Source organism: Caballeronia sp., assembly GCF_028292365.1.
Lineage (GTDB): Bacteria > Pseudomonadota > Gammaproteobacteria > Burkholderiales > Burkholderiaceae > Caballeronia.
In genome coordinates this window covers 1-18,965 of record NZ_JAQGMM010000255.1, presented here as the reverse complement: position 1 = coordinate 18,965, position 18,965 = coordinate 1, and the positions used below count along the sequence as shown (strand labels likewise).

The 18,965-nt window shown below is 60.3% G+C and carries 19 protein-coding genes; 9 read left to right on the top strand and 10 right to left on the bottom strand.

Annotated features, from left to right (window positions below; all coding sequences use genetic code 11):
• The 6 genes from JWR14_RS16135 to JWR14_RS16110 form a co-directional block, all read right to left on the bottom strand.
• A partial coding sequence (locus JWR14_RS16135; RefSeq protein WP_299708462.1) for a LysR family transcriptional regulator occupies nt 1-401 on the bottom strand: 401 nt, incomplete at its 3' end.
• A gap of 61 nt (nt 402-462) precedes the next feature.
• Nucleotides 463-1,866 carry an efflux transporter outer membrane subunit gene (locus JWR14_RS16130; protein ID WP_299708461.1) on the bottom strand — a complete coding sequence of 468 codons (1,404 nt, stop codon included), beginning with the start codon at nt 1,864-1,866 and terminating at the stop codon, nt 463-465.
• An 8-nt stretch (nt 1,867-1,874) separates the two neighbouring features.
• Entirely contained in the window at nt 1,875-3,449 is a 1,575-nt protein-coding gene (locus JWR14_RS16125; RefSeq protein WP_299708460.1) for a DHA2 family efflux MFS transporter permease subunit, read from the bottom strand.
• Nucleotides 3,446-4,546 (bottom strand): HlyD family secretion protein, encoded by a 1,101-nt coding sequence (locus tag JWR14_RS16120; RefSeq protein WP_299708459.1) that lies wholly within the window; start codon nt 4,544-4,546, stop codon nt 3,446-3,448. The genes JWR14_RS16125 and JWR14_RS16120 overlap by 4 nt, the downstream gene beginning before the upstream one ends.
• A 78-nt stretch (nt 4,547-4,624) precedes the next feature.
• A complete protein-coding gene (locus JWR14_RS16115; protein ID WP_299708458.1) occupies nt 4,625-5,047 on the bottom strand; it encodes a MarR family winged helix-turn-helix transcriptional regulator in 423 nt (140 codons plus the stop codon).
• Between the two features lie 124 nt (nt 5,048-5,171).
• Entirely contained in the window at nt 5,172-6,068 is an 897-nt protein-coding gene (locus JWR14_RS16110) for a LysR family transcriptional regulator (RefSeq protein WP_299708457.1), read from the bottom strand.
• A gap of 211 nt (nt 6,069-6,279) precedes the next feature.
• Between JWR14_RS16110 and JWR14_RS16105 the strand changes: the two genes are divergently transcribed.
• The 4 genes from JWR14_RS16105 to JWR14_RS16090 are packed head-to-tail and all read left to right on the top strand — an operon-like array spanning nt 6,280 to nt 9,311.
• Nucleotides 6,280-7,020, top strand: a complete 741-nt coding sequence (locus JWR14_RS16105; RefSeq protein WP_299708456.1) for an IclR family transcriptional regulator — start codon at nt 6,280-6,282, stop codon at nt 7,018-7,020.
• A gap of 58 nt (nt 7,021-7,078) precedes the next feature.
• A complete protein-coding gene (locus JWR14_RS16100; RefSeq protein ID WP_299708455.1) occupies nt 7,079-7,825 on the top strand; it encodes a transporter substrate-binding domain-containing protein in 747 nt (248 codons plus the stop codon).
• 26 nt (nt 7,826-7,851) lie between these two features.
• Nucleotides 7,852-8,517: an amino acid ABC transporter permease gene (locus JWR14_RS16095; RefSeq protein WP_299708453.1), complete on the top strand. Its 666-nt coding sequence runs from the start codon at nt 7,852-7,854 to the stop codon at nt 8,515-8,517.
• A gap of 2 nt (nt 8,518-8,519) precedes the next feature.
• Nucleotides 8,520-9,311: an amino acid ABC transporter ATP-binding protein gene (locus JWR14_RS16090; RefSeq protein WP_299708451.1), complete on the top strand. Its 792-nt coding sequence runs from the start codon at nt 8,520-8,522 to the stop codon at nt 9,309-9,311.
• 18 nt (nt 9,312-9,329) lie between these two features.
• Here the strand turns inward: JWR14_RS16090 and JWR14_RS16085 are convergent, their stop codons facing one another.
• Both JWR14_RS16085 and JWR14_RS16080 read right to left on the bottom strand, forming a co-directional pair.
• Nucleotides 9,330-9,770: a hypothetical protein gene (locus JWR14_RS16085; RefSeq protein ID WP_299708449.1), complete on the bottom strand. Its 441-nt coding sequence runs from the start codon at nt 9,768-9,770 to the stop codon at nt 9,330-9,332.
• A 265-nt stretch (nt 9,771-10,035) separates the two neighbouring features.
• Nucleotides 10,036-11,007, bottom strand: coding sequence for a GlxA family transcriptional regulator (locus JWR14_RS16080; RefSeq protein ID WP_299708447.1), 972 nt, complete (start codon nt 11,005-11,007; stop codon nt 10,036-10,038).
• A 262-nt stretch (nt 11,008-11,269) separates the two neighbouring features.
• Here JWR14_RS16080 and JWR14_RS16075 point away from each other — a divergent pair, with 262 nt between their 5' ends.
• From JWR14_RS16075 to JWR14_RS16055, 5 genes are all read left to right on the top strand, one after another.
• Entirely contained in the window at nt 11,270-11,959 is a 690-nt protein-coding gene (locus tag JWR14_RS16075) for an HD domain-containing protein (RefSeq protein WP_299708445.1), read from the top strand.
• 205 nt (nt 11,960-12,164) lie between these two features.
• Complete coding sequence (locus tag JWR14_RS16070; protein WP_299708443.1) at nt 12,165-13,040, top strand: TauD/TfdA family dioxygenase; 876 nt, start codon at nt 12,165-12,167, stop codon at nt 13,038-13,040.
• Between the two features lie 55 nt (nt 13,041-13,095).
• Nucleotides 13,096-14,157, top strand: coding sequence for an ABC transporter substrate-binding protein (locus JWR14_RS16065; RefSeq protein WP_299708441.1), 1,062 nt, complete (start codon nt 13,096-13,098; stop codon nt 14,155-14,157).
• A 214-nt stretch (nt 14,158-14,371) separates the two neighbouring features.
• Nucleotides 14,372-15,202, top strand: a complete 831-nt coding sequence (locus JWR14_RS16060) for an ABC transporter ATP-binding protein (RefSeq protein ID WP_299708439.1) — start codon at nt 14,372-14,374, stop codon at nt 15,200-15,202.
• On the top strand, nt 15,199-16,098 hold the full coding sequence (locus tag JWR14_RS16055) for an ABC transporter permease (RefSeq protein WP_299708437.1): 900 nt from the start codon (nt 15,199-15,201) through the stop codon (nt 16,096-16,098). The genes JWR14_RS16060 and JWR14_RS16055 overlap by 4 nt, the downstream gene beginning before the upstream one ends.
• A 72-nt stretch (nt 16,099-16,170) precedes the next feature.
• Here the strand turns inward: JWR14_RS16055 and JWR14_RS16050 are convergent, their stop codons facing one another.
• Nucleotides 16,171-17,577 carry an OprD family outer membrane porin gene (locus JWR14_RS16050; protein ID WP_299708434.1) on the bottom strand — a complete coding sequence of 469 codons (1,407 nt, stop codon included), beginning with the start codon at nt 17,575-17,577 and terminating at the stop codon, nt 16,171-16,173.
• A gap of 250 nt (nt 17,578-17,827) precedes the next feature.
• Entirely contained in the window at nt 17,828-18,811 is a 984-nt protein-coding gene (gene oppF / locus JWR14_RS16045; RefSeq protein ID WP_299708432.1) for a murein tripeptide/oligopeptide ABC transporter ATP binding protein OppF, read from the bottom strand.
• Between the last annotated feature and the right edge of the window lie 154 nt (nt 18,812-18,965).

Below are 18,965 nucleotides of genomic sequence, written 5' to 3'. Positions count from 1 at the left end.
TCCAGGTCGAGCTTGATGCGCTCGTTCATCGAGAAGAATGCCTGCAGGTCTTCGGGCAGAAATTCGACGATGGCCGAGAGGTTCGCCATCATGCGGACAAAACCGCGCACGCCGGTCGCGTGCTCGGCCAACTCGATCCCGATGTTCTCGACATCGCGCAGCACGCGGCGCGCATGATGCAGCAGGGTTTCGCCGGCGGGCGTGAGTTCCATGCCGCGCGCCCGGCGCACGAACAGCGTTGCACCCACGGCCTGTTCGAGTTCGAGCAACCGCTTGCTTGCGGCCGATATGGCAATCGCCTCGCGCTCCGCCGCCCGGGTGAGCGTCCCCTCCTCGTAGACCGCGAGGAAGAGTTGCAGCGTGGTCAGGTCAAGCCGTCTCAACAGGTTTTTGAGTGCCATGCAGGTGGTAGGCAAATGAACACAAAAGATGCCCGATGTTACCCGAGGCCCGCAACGCGCATTACTCTTCCTTTGCTTCGCTCCAGCCGCCACCAAGCGAACGGTACAACGCGACTGCTGCCAGCGCGTGTTCACGCCTCGCCTGGTTCAGCGCATCCGAGTCCTGCAGATACGCTTCCTGCGCCGCGAGTACATCGAGGAAACCGCTCGCACCACCCTTATAAAGTTGCGTAGAAAGACGCAACGACTGATCAGAGGATTGCAATGCGTCCTTCAGGCGGTCGGCCTGCTCCGATGTGCTGACAAGATCGGTACGTGTGTCCTCCACATCTTTCAACGCCTGCAGCATGGTCTGGCGCAAGCGGAGATCGGACTCGCGCATACGGCTTTGGCTCTGCTCAATGCCCGCCGTAATGCGCCCGGCGTTGAAGATCGGACTGGTCGCATTCAGCGCCGCGCTGAAGAGGTTGTCGGTGAGCGTGGGCAAGCCAAGATACGACGATGCCAGCAAACCGTCGGTCAGTTGCAGGGAGAACTTCGGATAGCGGTCCGCTTGCGCGACGCCCACTTCCGCTGCGCGTTGCGTGAGCTCGGCGTAGGCGCTGCGGACATCGGGACGGCGCAGCAACGCCTCCGAAGGCAGCATCTGCGGCACGGCGTTTGACGGCGTCGGGATAGTCCCGGGCGTGGTGAGCACGAGGGTATCGACGGATTCGGGCGTGCGCCCTGAGTACACCGCGATCAGGCTTAGCTGATGCTGCACGGTGGCGTCGGCACGCGGCAAACGCGCCTGCAATTCGCTCAACTGGTTCTGTGCGCGAGTAACGTCAAGGCGCGGCGAGAGCCCGTATTGCATGCGTTCCTGCGTCAGCCGCAGTGCACGTTCCCGGATCGCGATATTGTCCCGCAGGATCTTCTGTTCACTTTGCGCCCAGCGCAGATCCACATACGCCGATGCCGTATTAGCCGCGAGCGCGAGACGCAGCGCATCGACATCATGTTGACGACCCGTCAATTGCGCCTGTGCCGCCAGCAGCTCAAGGCGCTCGCCGCCGAATACGTCGGGCGTCCAGCCGAGCGTTAGACCGAAACCCGCCTGACGAACATAACCCAGCGGCGGCGGCGTGTTCTGGCGTGCATCGGAGGCGGTGGCGGTCGCATCGAGTTCCGGCAGAAGCGCCGCGCGACGCTGCGTGGTCACGGCCTGCGCCTGCTTTACCCGCTCCAGTGCAGCCTGCACATCCAGGTTCTGGGTCAGCACCGAGCTCACGAGTTCATGCAGCACCGGATCGCCGAACTGCTCCCACCACGCGGCGGCATCCACGTTGTCTTGCGGGGCGTCGACGCTCCAGTTCGCGGGCGCTATCGACTGTACGGTCGACGGTAAATCCGCATGGTTCGCGGGTTGGACGGCGCACGCCGCGAGCGTCATGCTTGCTGCCAGTGCCAATAAAATCTTATACATGGTCGATCTCAATGAGCGTCAGGAGAAGGCGGCGCAGCGCCGATAGGCCGTACGAAAAGCACGCTGACTATGCCGACGGCAAAGCACATCGCGAGTACATAGAAGGTGTCGGAGAAGGTCATCACAAGCGCTTCCCGAAACACCAGCGCATGCAGGTTGGCAAGCCCCGCGTTAGTCGCGTTCAGCGCATCTCCGGCCACCGATCCCCAGTGCGCGAATTGCCTGGACAAGAACGCTTCCGTCTCCGGACTGCCCGTTGTGACGCGTTCGCTGATGCGCAGATAGTGAAAATTCAGCCGGTCGTTGAGCATGGTCGCGCTGACCGCAATGCCGATCGCGCCGCCAAGATTGCGCATCAGGTTGAACAGGCCGCTCGCCGACTTCAGGCGTGATTGCGGCAGCGAGCCCAGCGCCATTGTCACGATAGGCGGCACCGCGAATTGCTGGCCAATTCCTCGCAGCGCCTGCGGCAGCAGCAGTTGCTGCCAGCCCCAGTCGTTCGTGAGCGGCACGTAGAAATAGCAGCCCAGGCCGAAACACACGAGGCCAAAGAGCAGACACCAGCGCATGTCGACCAGGCGGGAAGCGAATGCATAGGCGCCCAGCGCAAGCAACTGGAACACGCCCACCGACAACAATGCAATCCCGATCTGCAGCGAATCCAGTTCACGCACGCGGCTGAGGAACAGCGGCGTGAGAAACACCGCGACGAAGATGCCGATGCCCGTTACGAACGACAGCAAACAGCCGATCGCAAAGTTCCTGACCGCGAGCGCGCGCAGATCGACAACGGGATCTTTTGCAGTGAACGCGTGCACGAGGAACAGGAAGCCACAGATAGCGGAAATCCACGTGCAGGTGATGATCACGTCGTCGCCGAACCAGTTCTTGCGCGGTCCCTCCTCCAACACATATTCAAGGCAGCCGAGGAAACCCGACATCAAGGCGATGCCCAGATAGTCGCCCTTCTTCAATAACGACAGATCGGGTTCGTCGATACGCACGAACTTCGGCACCAGGAACGCAACTACGAGCCCCGGTGCGAGGTTCAGGTAGAACAACCAGTGCCACGACCATTGCGACGTGATCCATCCACCGATCACGGGACCGATCGCAGGCGCGAGCGAAGCAAGCGCACCGATCGTCGTCGATGCAATCAGCCGTTGCTTGCCGGGGAACAACACGAACGCCGTGGTGAAAACGGTCGGGATCATCGCGGCGCCGGCCGCGCCTTGCAGGCCGCGGAAAATGATCATCGAATTGATGTCCCACGCGAGGCCGCACAGCATGCTCGTGATGGTGAAACCGACCGCGGAAGCGACGAACAGCCAGCGCGTGGAGAACACTTTGGAGAGCCAGCCGGACATCGGGATCACCAGGATTTCCGCAATCAGGTAGGACGTCTGCACCCACGAGAGTTCGTCCTGGCTAGCCGACAAACCGCCGCCAATATCCTTCAGCGACGACGCCACGATCTGGATATCCAGCGTCGCCATGAAGAAGCCCAGGCACATCAGCGCGAACGCAAAAACACGCTGTCTGGTGGGCTGATCGGCGGGGTTCAGTGGAACGGCGGGGCTCATGAACGGCTCGCGCTGTCGAGGTGTACCTTCACGGTCGCCGAGAGGCCGGCGCGCAGCACGTCCTGCTTGTCCTTCGGTAAGTCGAGACGAATCCGCACTGGCACGCGCTGCACGATCTTCGTGAAGTTGCCGGTCGCGTTCTCAGGTGGCAATACGCTAAAGGTCGCACCCGTCGCGGGCGCCAGGCTTTCCACATGACCCTGGAACGTCCCGCTGGAGGCGTCGAGTTCAACGTCGACACGGTCGCCCACATGCATCTTCTTGAGCTGGTCTTCCTTGAAGTTTGCGTCGATCCACAGGCCGTCAGTAGGCACGATCGTCAGCAGCGACGCCCCCGTGTTCGCGAGCATGCCCACTCGCGCCGTCCGGTTGCCGACGTAACCGTCCACAGGCGAGCGGATGGTCGTGTACTCCACGTTCAGTTCGGCTATGCGCCGCAATGCTTCAGCGGTCGCAACACGTGCGCGGGCGTCGTCTATTTGTGCGGCAAGCACCGCGAGCTGGCGCTGCGAGGCAAGCGCTGCTGCGTTACTGTTGTCGAGCGTGGCGCGGGCCTTCAGGTAATCCGCATCGGCGCGTTCGACCACCTGGTTCGATACCGCTTCGTCCTTGACGAGTTGCCGGTAACGCACCTGGTCAGACGCGCTGCGCGTGACTTCCGCCGCCGATGCCCGCACCTCCGCCTGGCTCTGGTTGATCACGGCGGCCTGCAACTGCTGCTTCGCTTCAAGCTCGGCGACGGCAGCGCGCGCACCTTGCACGTCGGCATTTGCCTGCGCGAGCCTTGCGTCGTAATCCCGTGAGTCGAGCCGGATCAGCACCTGGTTCGCCTTCACGCGCTGGTTATCGGAGACGAGCAGTTCGGTAACGAAACCGTTCACCTTCGGCGCCATCACCGTGACGTTGCCGCCGACATACGCGTCGTCCGTGCTTTGAACGAAACGCAAAACGGTGAACCAATATGTGGCCGCAGCAGCGATCACGATCACCACCGCAATGATCGCGAGCGGCATCCAGCCGAGTCGGAAAGGCCGCCGTGCTCCGCGCTCAACCGTAGGCGCGGCGGTGGAGGCAAGCGGCGTGGAAGGTGTGGTCATCGGTGAGTCCTGTTGGTTGCATCGAATGGGTTAAGCGGGTGCGGTGCGAGCGGTAAGGCGTGCAGCTCATGTGCTCAGTCACTCGCTGGTCAGACGAAACAGTTCGCGCCGCAGACGTGCCGCCTGCCGGCGCCCGAACTTCGCCTCGAATTCTTCTTGGGCTGCCTGCCAGTGCCGCAGCGCGTCGGTGAGCTTGGTCCGGCCGCCTTCGGTCAGCGTCAACTGCAAACGGCGCTGGCAGGGTCCGCCCAGCGTCGACATGACAAGCCCGTTGCGCAGCAACGGCTGCAGCACCCGGACCAGCGTCGTGCGCTCCATCACCATGGCCTGCGCGAGTTCCGCCATCGTCATGTCCGGCATGCGCTCAAGCGCTGAGACAATGCTGAATTGCGTCGGCGTGATCTGTACTGCCGATAAATGCCGCTCGTATAACTGCGAGATGTGCCGCGCAGCCTGGCGAACCGCAAAACAATCGTCGTGTCGTGGAGGGCGTGTGTGCATGTGCACAGATTATGTGTGCATATGCACGCAGTCAACCGTTATTCCGCGCATCAATTAATGTCGATTCCGTTAACAATAGAAACGAAATCTATACGAAATTAAAATGAAAGATTTATCGCCCCGCTCAGGCTTCGAAGAATTCCGCGGCGTGTTCGATGAATACCCGCACCTTGGCCGGCAGCAAGGTGCGGCTGCTGTAAGCCAGGCGGATTTCGATCGCGCCGTCGACGATCTCGAAGTCGTCCAGCAGCGTCACCAGCTTGCCCGACGCCAGTTCGTCACGAACCAGCGCGGCCGGCAACACGCCCAGGCCGAAGCCCTCCAGCACCAGTTCACGGTTGAACACCGCGTTGTTTGATGTCACGTCGGCCGTAAGCGGCACCGTGATCTGTTCGCCGCCCTCCAGCCGGAACGTCAGCATGGGCTTGCGGATCGATGCGTGCATGGCGACAAATTCAAGCTCCGCGAGCGCGGACGGATGCGTCGGCCGCTGCTTGCCTTTCAGATACCCGGGCGTTACCACAATAACGAGCGGAATACGCTCGAGCAGGCGTGTGACCGTGGTGTCGCTGGTCAGCATGAAGGGCAGCACGACACCTAGGTCGTAGCCGTCCGCCACCAGATCCACGGGACGCTCGGTCAGCGTGACGTCGAGTCCGATCAGCGGGTATCGACGGCGGAAAGTGGCGATCAGCGGGACCAGCCGGTTCACCGTTGCCGTCGTATGGGCGACCAGCCGTAGCATGCCGGTCGGACCGCTGGTGCGATCCGACGCCTGCGCCTCCAGCGCGTCGAGCTCGTCCAGCACGCGTGAGCAGCCGGGGAAGAATTGCTCGGCGGTCTCGGTCAGCGAGATGTGGCGTGTGGTGCGATGAAAGAGCCGGTTGCCCAGACGCTGTTCAAGCGTGGCGATGGCGCGTGAAACGACCGGGGGCGACACGCCAAGCAGATCAGCCGCGCGCGTGAAGCTTTTCGCCTCCACGACCGCGCGGAACACTTTGAGGCTTGTCAGATAGTCCATGTCTCGGTCCTTGGGGAGTGCGGCGCGGGTATTTGCAATCTGCCTTTGCAGCCAGGCTATTTCGTATCACGACGCCCGGATTCTCCTGCAAACCGGGCTTTTTTGCCGATCGTCGCATCACGCAGAAGGGGAAACTCGCGCCATCGAGTCATTTTCCCATCCGATGAGAAATGATTTCTTTCTTTGAGAATTGGCGAGAGAGACTTTCGTCATGAAACCTCCGGCCAAATCGCCCTCTGTCATCGATCGCGTCCTCCACGCGCTGACCAGCGTCGCCCGCGCGGGAAGGCCGATCGGCGCGAAGCAGATCGCAGAGGACATTGGCGCGCCGTTGTCCACGGTGTACCGGCTGCTGGGCTCGCTTAAAGCATGGGGCCTCTTGCAGGAGCACGCGAATTCCGGCCTGTTCGAACCGGGTCCGTCCAGCGTGCAACTTGCGTGGGGTTTCGACCAGAACGCGCAGCTCGTGACTCAAAGCCGCGACGAAATCAGGGCGCTCGTGCAGCGGACCGGCGAGAGTGTCGGCCTGCTCGTGCCGATCAACGACACAGTCGTCTGCCTCTCGATGGTCGAAAGCGACCAGCCGCTGCGCTGCTCGTTCGCGCGTGGCCGCACGCATCCGCTGACACGCGGCGCTTCGGCGAAAGCGCTGCTCGCATTCCTGCCCGAAGCAAAAGCCAATGCCGTGATTGCTGGCAGCACACTCAACGACCCTGAAAGCGCCGCCGCGCTGCATGTGCAACTGGAGGAGATCCGCCGCCGGCGATTTGCGACGAGCGAAAGCGAAGTCGACATAGGCGTTTGGGGGGTGAGCGCCCCGCTTATATCGGATGCGGGACGACTCGAAGGAACCATCACCTTGATGGCTCCTGTTGCTCGCATTGCTGGACGAGAAGCCGAACTGGCGCAGCTCACGCGCGCGGCGGCAGACCGTATCAGCTACAAACTTTGAGCCCCTTATTTCTCACTTTGCGTAGTCCACGCTATCCACGCTATTCAAGGAAACCAGCATGAAACTGACCCAGGTACTTTCCGCCCTCGCGCTCGCCGTTGTAGTCAGCGTGGCCGTCGCTCCAGCTGCCCGCGCCGCCGATGACACCATCCGGGTCGCGACCGACGCGACCTTCCCTCCGCTCGAATTCGTCAAGGACGGCAAGCGCACGGGCTTCGATATAGAGTTGATCGACGCCATGGCCAAGACCATGGGCAAGAAAGTGCAATGGGTGGATATCGACTTCAAAGGGCTGATTCCGGGGCTGATCGCAAACCGTTTCGATGTCGCCGCCTCGGGTATCTACATGACGGATGAACGCCGCAAGGTCGTCGACTTCACCGATCCGTACTATAAGGGCGGCCTCGTTGTACTGGTGCGCAAGAACGACACATCGATCAAGACACCCGCCGATCTCGACGGCAAGAAGGTCACCGTGCAGGTCGGCACGAAGTCGGTCGCCTTCCTGAAAGACAACTATCCGAAGGTGCAGCGGGTGGAGGTTGAGAAGAACCAGGAGATGTTTGACCTGGTGAACATCGGCCGCGCCGATGCCGCGGTGACCGGGCGCCCCGCCGCTGTCGAATATGCGAAGGTGCAGCCCAACGTACGTGTACTCGACAAGGGGCTCACGACCGAACTGTACGGCTTCGCGCTGCGCAAGGACGAAACCGCGCTGACCGCGCAGATGAACAAGGCGCTGCTGACGCTGCGCGCTAACGGCACCTACGACGCGCTCACGACGAAGTGGTTCGGCAAGCAGTGATGCGGCGGCCCTTACAGGAGTAACCGATGACGCTCGATTTTTCGCCCGTATGGGCAGGCTGGGAAGCACTCGCGACCGGCGCTGCGACGACTATCGAAGTCACGGCCTGTTCGCTGGTACTCGGCTGCGTGCTGGGCTTGCTGGTCGGGATCGGCAGGCTCGCGCCGCAGCGCCGCGTGGTCTATGGCATCTGCACCGCCTATCTCACGTTCATACGCGGCACGCCCCTGCTCGTGCAACTTTTCATCCTGTTCTTCGGCCTGCCGCAGTTCGGCATCATGCTGCCCGCGTTTGCTTGCGGCGTGCTCGGACTCGGCGTGTATAGCGGCGCGTATGTGTCGGAAATCGTGCGAGGTTCGATCCAATCAGTGGACCGCGGGCAGATGGAAGCCGCGCGATCACTTGGGATGCCTTATCGAATGGCGATGCGCAAGGTGATCTTGCCGCAAGCGTTCGTGCGCATGATTCCGCCGCTTGGCAACGAATTTATTGCGTTGATCAAGAACTCGGCGCTCGTCTCCTTGCTGACGATCAACGACCTCATGCACGAAGGCGAGAAGATCATCAGTGTGTCGTACCGGTCGTTGGAGGTGTACATAGTGATCGCGTTCATCTACCTGATCCTGACGAGCGCGACCTCACTGGTGTTGCGCAAGACGGAAAGAACCCTGCGTGCCGACGGGAGAGTCTGATCATGAGCACGACCGTGAATATGAGTATGAATGAACCCATTATTTCAGTCAGGCAACTGGCAAAGTCATTCGGACTCAACCGTGTGTTGAACGGTATCGATATCGACGTCCAGCCCTCTCAGGTGATCGTGGTGATCGGGCCAAGCGGTTCGGGAAAGAGCACCTTCCTCCGCTGCCTGAACGGACTGGAAACGGCCGAAGAAGGCACGGTCCGGATCTGCGGCCATGCGCTTGTAGACAACGGCCGGATGATCGATGAGAACGGCCTGAACCGGATCCGCCGGGATGTGGGCATGGTGTTTCAATCGTTCAACCTGTTCCCGCACCTGACCGTGCTGCAGAATGTCACGCTCGCGCCGCGCTCGCTGGCTCGCGTGAGCGCGGCGGAAGCTGACGCAGAAGCACGCGCGCTGCTGGCGAAGGTCGGGCTCGGTCATAAGGCAGACGTTTATCCGGGCACTTTGTCCGGTGGACAAAAGCAACGCGTGGCGATTGCGCGGGCGCTTGCGATGCATCCGCAAGTCATGCTTTTCGATGAACCCACTTCCGCGCTCGATCCCGAGTTGGTCGGCGAAGTGCTGCAGGTCATGCAGGCTCTGGCGAGCGAAGGCATGACCATGCTTATCGTCACGCATGAGATGAACTTTGCGCGCGATGTGGCAGACACGATCGTGGTGATGGATCATGGCAGCGTGATCGAGGCAGGACCGCCGGAACAGATTTTCGGGGCGCCGCGCGAAGCCCGTACGCGCAGCTTCTTGCAAGCGGTCTTGTCGCGCGAACAGGCGGCTTGAGCGGGAAGCCCTGATGCCTCAGGATGCGCCGGTCTCTGCCGGCCAGGGCCAGCGACTAAAACGCGATTCCGGCGTGGCTTCATCTGACGGTGCAGGCAGCCCTTCGGCAAACCACGCGGCCTCGGTTCTGCGCTCGCTTACATAACGCTGCCACCCGTCCGCGTTTCCAGCGAAGAGATCATGCTGCACCGTCGATGCCAGCAATGACCGGTTGAGGTCCTCATCGAGGAGCGTTTTCGGCCAAAGGAAAAACGCGGCGGTCGCGCGGTCGTTCACCTGTTGCGGGGTCATGGCGGCATCGAGATATCCGAGCCATGTGAAGGTGGCAAGCGAGTCCTCACGCGCTATTGCGTCGCCAAGCGTGGCGTACCGTTGGCCACTGCGCGACAAGCACGACAGCGCCTCAAGCACATCGCCCAGATGCAGCAATAGCGCACGTCGTTCATAAGCATCTTTCATTAAAATCTCCAGATTCATTGGACCGGCCCGGTTCACTCGCGGACGCTCGAGTCGTTCGTTAGCATGAAGTGAGCATGAAGTGGTCCAGCATACGATTGGCGGTCACGCGAAACGCTCGCTCCGCTTTTGACATTCCCTTAGCCTGCGATCATAGCCGGGCACGTACGACCGTTCGTGCGCTTCATCAGGCCGGTGCCGAACTGCTTGAACGTGGCTGCTGGTGAATCTCTCTAACAAGTCGGCAGCATGAACCCGCGAACCATCGTCAAGCGTCGGCCCCGAGCTTCTGAAAGCTCAGACGATAATCATTCGGCGACACCCCCAAGCGTTGCCTGAACACAATCCGCATGCGGTCCGCCGTGCCGAAACCGCACTCATACGCGATCGTTTTCAACGGCGTTGCGCTGCTTTCCAATGCGTTCCGTGCCGCATCAATACGCGCCCGCTCCACGAAATCATGCGGCGTCACGCTGGTCGCCTCAACGAAGGCCCGCGCGAAATTACGCTCGCTCATGCCCGCGATCTGCGCCAGCTTTTCAACCGTCATCCGTTCGCCAATATGCTCCATCACGTATGTCTGCACCTTCGCTGCGGGCGAGGTCTCGTCGGCAGGCGCACTCAGATACGGGCTGAATTGCGACTGGCCGCCGCGGCGCTGCGCAAATACCACGAGACGTTTGGCGACAGCGAGCGCAATCCGCGGACCGTGATCTTCAGCAACAAGCGAGAGGGCAACGTCGATCCCCGCCGTCACGCCCGCCGATGTCACCAGGTTGCCATCGCGAATATGAATACGGTCGAGCTCGACGCGGGCCAGCGGAAATTGCCGTGCGAGTTGCGGCGCATTTTGCCAGTGCGTCGTGACATGACGGCCATCGATCAGACCGGCATGGCCCAGCGCGAACGCGCCGGTGCAGATCGAACCGTAGCGTTCGCAACGGGAAGCCACGTCGCGCAGCCACGTACTCAGGCGCAAATCGGGGGGATCGAAGGGCAGCCCGGGACCGCCCGCCACGAGGGCGACGTCGTAATGCTGCTGCGGTGCCTCACACGCAATGTCCGCCAGCATTCGCGTGCCGTTCGACGTGCGCACGGGCACGTTGTCCACGCTGACGAGCGTGATCGCATACCCCTCGCCCGACGCGACGAAACCGTTCGCTTCGGCGAATACATCGAGTGGACCGGCGACATCGAGCGCCTGCACTTGCGGAAAAATCGCGATGGCGACGCTACGCATTACCTGTTGCTCCCATGCAATTTATTGCCGTCGACCGGCTGTTTTCCAAGCGTTTTACGCACTTGGCAGGAGACGCCGTACGGTTGGCAGACTTCGACGGACCCATTGCATTGCGGCTATGGCGGCGTCCGGCCACACTGAATTCGTCGTCAACACCCTTTCGTTTCTCCCGATGACCCGCTTCGGACAGCGCATTTTAGCAAGGTGTTCGTGGCATCGAGTGCGGCATCGAGGACAGGCCAACCTTCAAGGAGCATTGAACATGACCACCACCATTGCCGGCATCCATATTCCCGACAGCGCCATGGCGCGCGCCGCAACCGAACTCATTCGCGATACCGAGCCGGACCTGCTCTATAACCACTCGCGCCGCGTGTTCCTGTTCGGCGCGCTGACCGGCGAGCGTCGCAAGCTCGCCTACGATGCGGAACTGCTTTACATCGGCGCCATGTTCCATGACATGGGCTTGATCGACGCGTACAGCAGCACGACCGACCGCTTCGAGGTGGACGGTGCGAACGCCGCGCGCGACTTCCTGAAGGGTTACAGCATTAACGAGCACGATATAGAACAAGTGTGGGATTCGATCGCATTGCACACCACGCCGGGCGTTCCGCAGCACAAGAAGCCGGTGGTCGCGCTGGTCACGGCGGGCGTGGAGATGGACGTGCTCGGACTCGCGTACGATGAATTCACGGAATCCCAGCGCAAGCAGGTCATCGCCGTGCATCCGCGTGAGGTGAATTTCAAGGAAGGGATCATCGATGCGTTCGCGCACGGCACGATCAAAAAGCCCGAGACCACGTTCGGCAACGTGAAAGCCGATGTCCTCGCACTCAAGGATCCCACGTACAAGCGCCTGAATTTCTGCAGCCTGATCCTGGGGTCGTCGTGGAACGACAGCGCGGCCGGCTGCGCTCATTGCAGCGATCCGACGCACAAGCACCAGTAATTTGTCGAGCCTGAATGGCCGCCCCTCTACTGGAGCGGCCTGTTTATCGTTAAAACAGATAAGCGTATGGGATTTGGTTCGTTGACGTTGTTCTCGGGGGATTCTAGATTCGGGGTCTAAGCAGGGTTTTGCGGCGTATATTCTTGATGCATCTCTGCCGCTCCACCTCAGCGTTCCCGCCCCGAATTGAATTGACGAGTCCCGCGTGACAACCTTATCCCCGCACCAGACCATCGAGATCACCCCGTTTGAAGGTTCGCCGTTAGGCGCTGAAGTGACAGGCCTCGACCTGAGCCAGCCGCTTGCCGACGAAGACTTCAAGCGCATCCATCGCGCTCACCTCGATCATCACGTGGTCGTGTTCCGCGACCAGCGCATCACGCCCGACCAGCAAATCACCTTCAGCCGTCGTTTCGGTCCGCTGCAAATCCACGTGCTGCGCCAGTTCCAGTTGACCGGCCACCCGGAGATCCTGATCGTCTCCAACGTGCTCGAAGACGGCAAGCCGATCGGTCTCGGCGACGCCGGGCATTTCTGGCATTCGGACCTGTCGTACAAGGAAACACCGAGTCTCGGTTCCTTGCTGCATGCACAGGAATTGCCGGCGGAAGGCGGCGACACGCTGTTCGCCAACATGCATCTGGCATGGGACACGCTGCCGCAAGCGCTTCGCGACGCCGTGAAGGGACGCTCGGCCGAGCACACCTATCTGGCGAAATACGCCGAGTTGCAAAAGCGCAGCCCGTGGCGCCCCAACCTTTCAGCCGAACAGATCGCGGAGGTAAAAGCGGTTGTGCATCCGATCATTCGCACGCATCCGGAAACGGGCCGCAAAGCGCTGTTCGTCAGCGAGCACTTCACCACGCACGTGATCGGCTTGCCGGAAGATGAGAGCCGCGACCTGCTGCAAGCCCTCTTCGAACACAGCGTTCGCGACGAACATATCTACCGGCATGTGTGGCGCGAGCACGACCTCGTCTTCTGGGACAACCGCTCGCTCATGCACCTCGCAGCGGGCACGCCGGATCATCTGCGCAGAAAAATGTATCGAACGACGATTGAAGGCGATACGCCGTTCTGAGCGGTCAGGCGCCCTGCTTTAAATTAAATTCTAAAAAAACCTCTTCGGATTTTCAATGCCGCTTCCGCTCTTCTCAAGGCGGGGACCTGGGGGTTCCCGTTCATCGTTGCGCTCGCTCTCTGCCGCGTTCATTTCGATCTCTGTTGCCCTCTCGTCGCTTGCCGCACCCACGCCGGCACGCGCCGAGGGCACCCTCCGCATCGCGGAGCAGTTCGGCGTGGTGTATCTGCTGCTGAACGTCGCGCGTGACCAGAAACTGATCGAGCAGGAAGGCAAGAAAGCCGGTGTCGATATCAAGGTGGACTGGCTGAAGTTGTCGGGAGGCGCGGCAATCAATGACGCATTGTTGTCCAATTCCATCGACATCGCGGCTGCAGGCGTCGGTCCGTTGCTGACAATCTGGGACCGCACGCACGGCAAGCAGAACGTGAAGGGCGTAGCCTCGCTGGGCAATCTGCCGTACTACCTCGTATCTAATAATCCGAATGTGAAAACCATCGCGGATTTCACGGAGAAGGACCGCATTGCAGTGCCGGCGGTATCGGTGTCCGTGCAATCGCGCGTGCTGCAATTCGCTGCGGCCAAGCGCTGGGGCGACAAGGACTACGATCGCCTGGACAAGTTGACTCAAGCCGTGCCGCACCCGGATGCCGCCGCAGCAATCATTGCCGGCGGGACGGAAATCACCGGGCACTTCGGCAATCCGCCGTTCCAGGACCAGGAATTGGCAGGCAATCCAAAAGCACATATTGTGCTGAATTCCTACGATGTCCTCGGCGGTCCCGGCTCGTCCACCGTGCTCTACGCGACAGAAAAATTCCACGATAACAATCCTAAGACGTATCGCGCATTCATCGCCGCGCTCGCCGATGCCGCGCGCTTCGTCTCAGCGAACCCGGAGGCGGCTGCGGATATCTATATCCGCGTGAACAACGCCAGGATCGATCGCAAGCTGCTGATCGGGATTATCAAGAACCCGGACACGCAGTTCAAGATCACACCGCAGAACACGCTTGGCCTCGCCCAGTTCATGTACCGGGTCGGCGCGATCAAGAATGAGCCGAAGTCATGGCAAGACTATTTCTTCGCCGATCCGGCGCTCGGCAACGGAAGCTGAGCCTGCCTGCTGCATGGCCACACTCTGACAACGCCCGCGACGCTCAAGCGGGCTTTTTTTTACCATCGTTCGACCATCGCTCGAACATACGATCGCAGCACTGGAGCGGCAAAATCGCCGCTTATGCGTCGGTGTGTTTTGAATATGCGCAATGATTGGTTCACGTGCGTAAAGCGCCCCGCTATGGTCGTGTTTTATGCACGAATGCACAGCCATGGCCGCCAACCCTACCGTTCTATATGCGCCGCCCGGGAGCCGCAATGCTCCCGCGACGAGCGCGAAGCTTCTCACCGTCGACAACGTCAGTCTCGAGTACCGCACCCGCGAGCGCATCGTTCGTGCGACGCATGAAGTCAGCTTCGACGTGTATGGCGGAGACCGCTTCGTGCTGCTTGGACCGTCCGGTTGCGGCAAGTCAACGCTGTTGAAAGCGGTGGCGGGTTTTATCGAACCGACCGCAGGCACCATCCGGATCGACGACAAACTGGTGCGAGGTCCCGGCACCGATCGCATTGTCGTATTCCAGGAATTCGATCAGTTGCCGCCGTGGAAAACCGTGCTGCAAAACGTGGCCTTTCCATTGCGTGTCGCGAAGAAACTGAGCCGCGCGGAAGCCCGTGACCGAGCGTTGCACTTCCTGGATAAAGTGGGCCTCACTGCTTTCGCCGATGCTTACCCGCATACACTTTCCGGTGGCATGAAACAGCGCGTGGCAATCGCTCGCGCACTGGCGATGCAACCCCGTGTGTTGCTGATGGACGAACCCTTCGCTGCACTGGATGCACTCACGCGCCGCAAGATGCAGGAAGAGCTGCTGCGCTTGTGGGAAGAGGCGAGTTTCACGCTGCTGTTCGTCACGCATTCGATTGAGGAAGCGTTGATTGTCGGCAACCGCATCTTGCTGCTGACGCCGCATCCCGGCCAGGTGCGTGCCGAGTTGAACAGCCATCAATTCACCAAGGACAGCTCGGGACGCAACGACTTTCAGCAAAGCGTTGCGCGCATTCATCGGCTGCTGTTTGAAGACACGGAGGTCGCTCAATGAGCACGCCGACCATTCCCTCGTTCGAACCTGTCGCGCTCGCGCCGCCGGTTCGCGAAGAATACGAACGCATTCCCGAACCGCTGCAGGATGTCGCCGTGGAGGCGCCGTTACCGTTCGGCAAACGGCTGTCAAATCAGACGTGGTTACGCAAGGCGTTGATCGCCCTGGTGCTGATCGGGATCTGGGAAGCGGCCGCTCGTGCGGTTGGCAACGACCTGCTGTTACCCACCTTCACCGACACCTTAACCGCGTTCGTGCAGGGCATCTGGTCGGGCGAACTCATCGCCAAAACGGCGATCTCGCTGTCCGTGCTGTTGAGGGGGTATCTGCTCGGCGTGGCGCTGGCGTTCGTGCTGACGTCGCTTGCCGTGTCGACGCGATTTGGCCGGGACCTGCTGTCCATGCTGACCGCCATGTTCAACCCGTTGCCGTCCATTGCGCTGCTGCCGCTTGCGTTGTTGTGGTTCGGCTTGGGAACAGGGAGCCTGCTGTTCGTGCTGGTGCATTCGGTACTGTGGCCGCTCGCGTTGAACACCTACTCCGGCTTTCAATCGGTACCGGAAACGCTGCGCATGACCGGCCGCAACTACGGGCTGAAGGGGCTTCGGCATGTACTGCTGATCCTGGTCCCCGCAGCCTTGCCTTCCATCCTCGCCGGGCTTCGTGTGGGCTGGGCGTTTGCGTGGCGAACGCTGATCGCCGCGGAACTGGTGTTCGGCGCCAGCTCCGGAAATGGCGGCCTCGGCTGGTACATCTTTCAGAACCGTAACGAGCTGTATACGGATCGCGTATTCGCGGGGTTGGCAGCAGTTATTGTGATTGGTCTGGTCGTCGAGCACCTCGTCTTCGATACCTTCGAACGGCTTACGGTGCGTCGTTGGGGCGTGCAGCGTTAGAAGGCTTGGGCTGCGAACAAGCTCAAAAGAAGCCCGCCGGGCAAACCTGGCGGGCTGTATTCAAAACACGCTTCAGAATATATTAACCGGGACATTCACCATCAAACGATAAACGTCGCTGCTGGAATCCGAGTAGTACGTGCCGCCGTGATGATGCATGTAATAGAACTTTGCAGTCGTTCCCTTCAACTTTCCAGAGCCGAACGTATAAGACGGGATGACACCGAACTCGTAATGAGTGCCATGAACCGGCTCTCCATTCTTCCAGTAGAGATCATGCAGTGAGCTCGACGGATCGGCGTATCGATTCGCCATATCCGACGCATCCGCACCCCAGCCATACGCGGTCCACGCCGTCAATTTCAAACCCGGAACACCATAACGGCTCATGTTGACCGTGTAGCTGAGCGACAAGGATTTTTCGTGCGGTGCGTTGTAATCGACGTCCAGCGAATTCGCCAGATAATCGCCTGCCGATTGCCCGACGTAATCGAAGAACTGATTGCTCGCGATTTGCTGGAATCCCACCGCTACCGTGTGCGCGTTGTGTGTACCTGAGAGCAGCAAGCTATACGCGTGGTTATTGATGGAACCTTCGCGACTTTGCCCAATATCATGCGTGTAGTAATAGGTCAGCCCGCCTGTCCAGCGAATCCGTGACGGATCTCCAATGCTGTGCGAGAGCGACAGATAATATTGATCCCACACATTTTCCGCGCGACTGCCGTATAACGACACGGTCGTATCGTCATTAGGCGTGTAGTCGCCGCCCACGAACGTGAAGCGGCTGAAGCGAGTGCCGCCGTATTCGGTCGACAACGACGAGACGCTAGTCTGGCCGCGCGCCAGAACCGCGTCCACACTCCCCGCCTTGAGCGTCAGGTTCTTGATCTCGTCGCTCGCGAGGGAAACACCCCGGTACGTTGGCGGCAGTGCGCGGTTATCGTGGGGAACGAGAAAGGGATTATCGAATAATTGTTGACCATATTTAACAACCGTATTCGATACCCGCGCTTTCACGTCCCACACGCCCGGGTAGGTCCAGGCGAGCTGGTTTTGACCACTTTGCCCGTCGTGATTCAAATGCACGCGGTTACCCGCGCCTTGGCCGCCATTCAGCTTGAATGCGCTGAACAACGACGCGTCAAAACCGACACCAAATAACCCGCGCGTATACCCCGATTCAAATACCGCCTGATTACCAAGGATCGAAGCGTCCTTCTTTTGAATACCCACTCCTTCGAGGTGTTCGGTGTAACTGCGAAACAAAAGATTGAAATGTGAATCTTCGATAAACCCCTTGGACTTCGACTGATTACTGATCGGCGCGTCGGCTTCGGAATTCGGCGGAGAACTAGGAGGCGCCTCGGTATGCCGTGTTGGAACATCATCATCTTCCGCAAAAGCGGGCATGGCCGGGGAAATCAAACCAGTGAAAACAATTAGAGATAGCGCGATCGAGCGCTTTTGTTGTTTCATTTGCTTGTCTCTTAATTCTTATGGGCAGCGAGTAAAGGACCGATGGTCGTTCTCATATATTTCAGCGCAAGCGAGAGCGCACGCCGGGCTCGGAACGACTCACCGGAGGGTTGTGACGGCAGGGACTACGGGACTACGAAAAATTTTCGATTGGCCGAACGACTCCCCGGCTTCCGTTAAGAACGGAGGCCATCGGCGCTGCCAGGGGTGTCGAAACGGCGGTTAATTCAAGCGCTTGATCAGGCAAAAATCAGGCAAGCAAGCAGGCTGCGGCGACTCCATGTTCAAGCGCGCGCAGCGGTGGCACTTCAACCGAACAACGCGCCTCCGCTATGGGACAACGGGTATGAAAGACGCAACCCGTTGGAGGATTGATCGGACTGGGAATATCGCTGGACAGGATCTGCACGACCTTCGTCCGTTCGATAGCCGGATTCGGCACAGGTACAGCCGAAAGCAACGCCCGCGTGTACGGATGTCGAGGACGCGCATAAAGCGAATGTTTGTCGGCGAGCTCCATGACGTGGCCGAGATACATGACCATGACGCGGTCCGAAATGTGCTTGACCACGGCCAGGTCGTGCGCGATAAAAATCAGCGCAAGCTTCATTTCCTGCTGCAAGGACTTGAGCAGGTTGACGATCTGTGCCTGGATCGAAACGTCGAGGGCTGATACAGGTTCGTCACAGACAATCAGCTTCGGCTCCACGATCAACGCACGCGCAATCCCGATACGCTGACATTGCCCACCCGAAAATTCGTGCGCGTAGCGGTTGATCATCTGCTCGCGCAAGCCGACCTTCGCCATCATCGCGCGCACCCGCTGGTTCATTTCGTCCTTCGACATGCCCGGCCGATGTTCACGCAACGGCTCCGTAATGATCTGCCCGACCGTCATGCGTGGATCGAGCGAAGCAAGCGGGTCCTGGAAGATCATCTGGATGTCGGCCCGCACGCCGTGCCACTGCTTCGTCGTGGCGCCGCTGAGATCCTTGCCCATCCACACGATTTCACCCTGCGTAGCGGGAATCAGATTGAGGATGGCGCGCGACAAAGTTGACTTTCCGCAGCCCGATTCACCCACCACGCCGAGCGTCTCACCGGCCTTCAGGTCGAAACTCACGCCGTCCACGGCCTTCAGCGTGCGCGACGGCGCCCACGGCAACTTGCTCTTCGCCTTGACGTTGAAATGAACCCGGACGTCACGTACTGACAGGATGGTTTGCTCAGACATGGGCGACCTCGTGCAACGACTTCATCTGCTCGACCGGGCGATTGCAGGCACGCAGCCAGGTGGTGTCGCCGCCGAACGATTCGAGCGGCGGGACTGCTTCAGCACAACGCTGGCTCGCATCTATGCAGCGCTCCTGGAACGGACAGCCCGACGG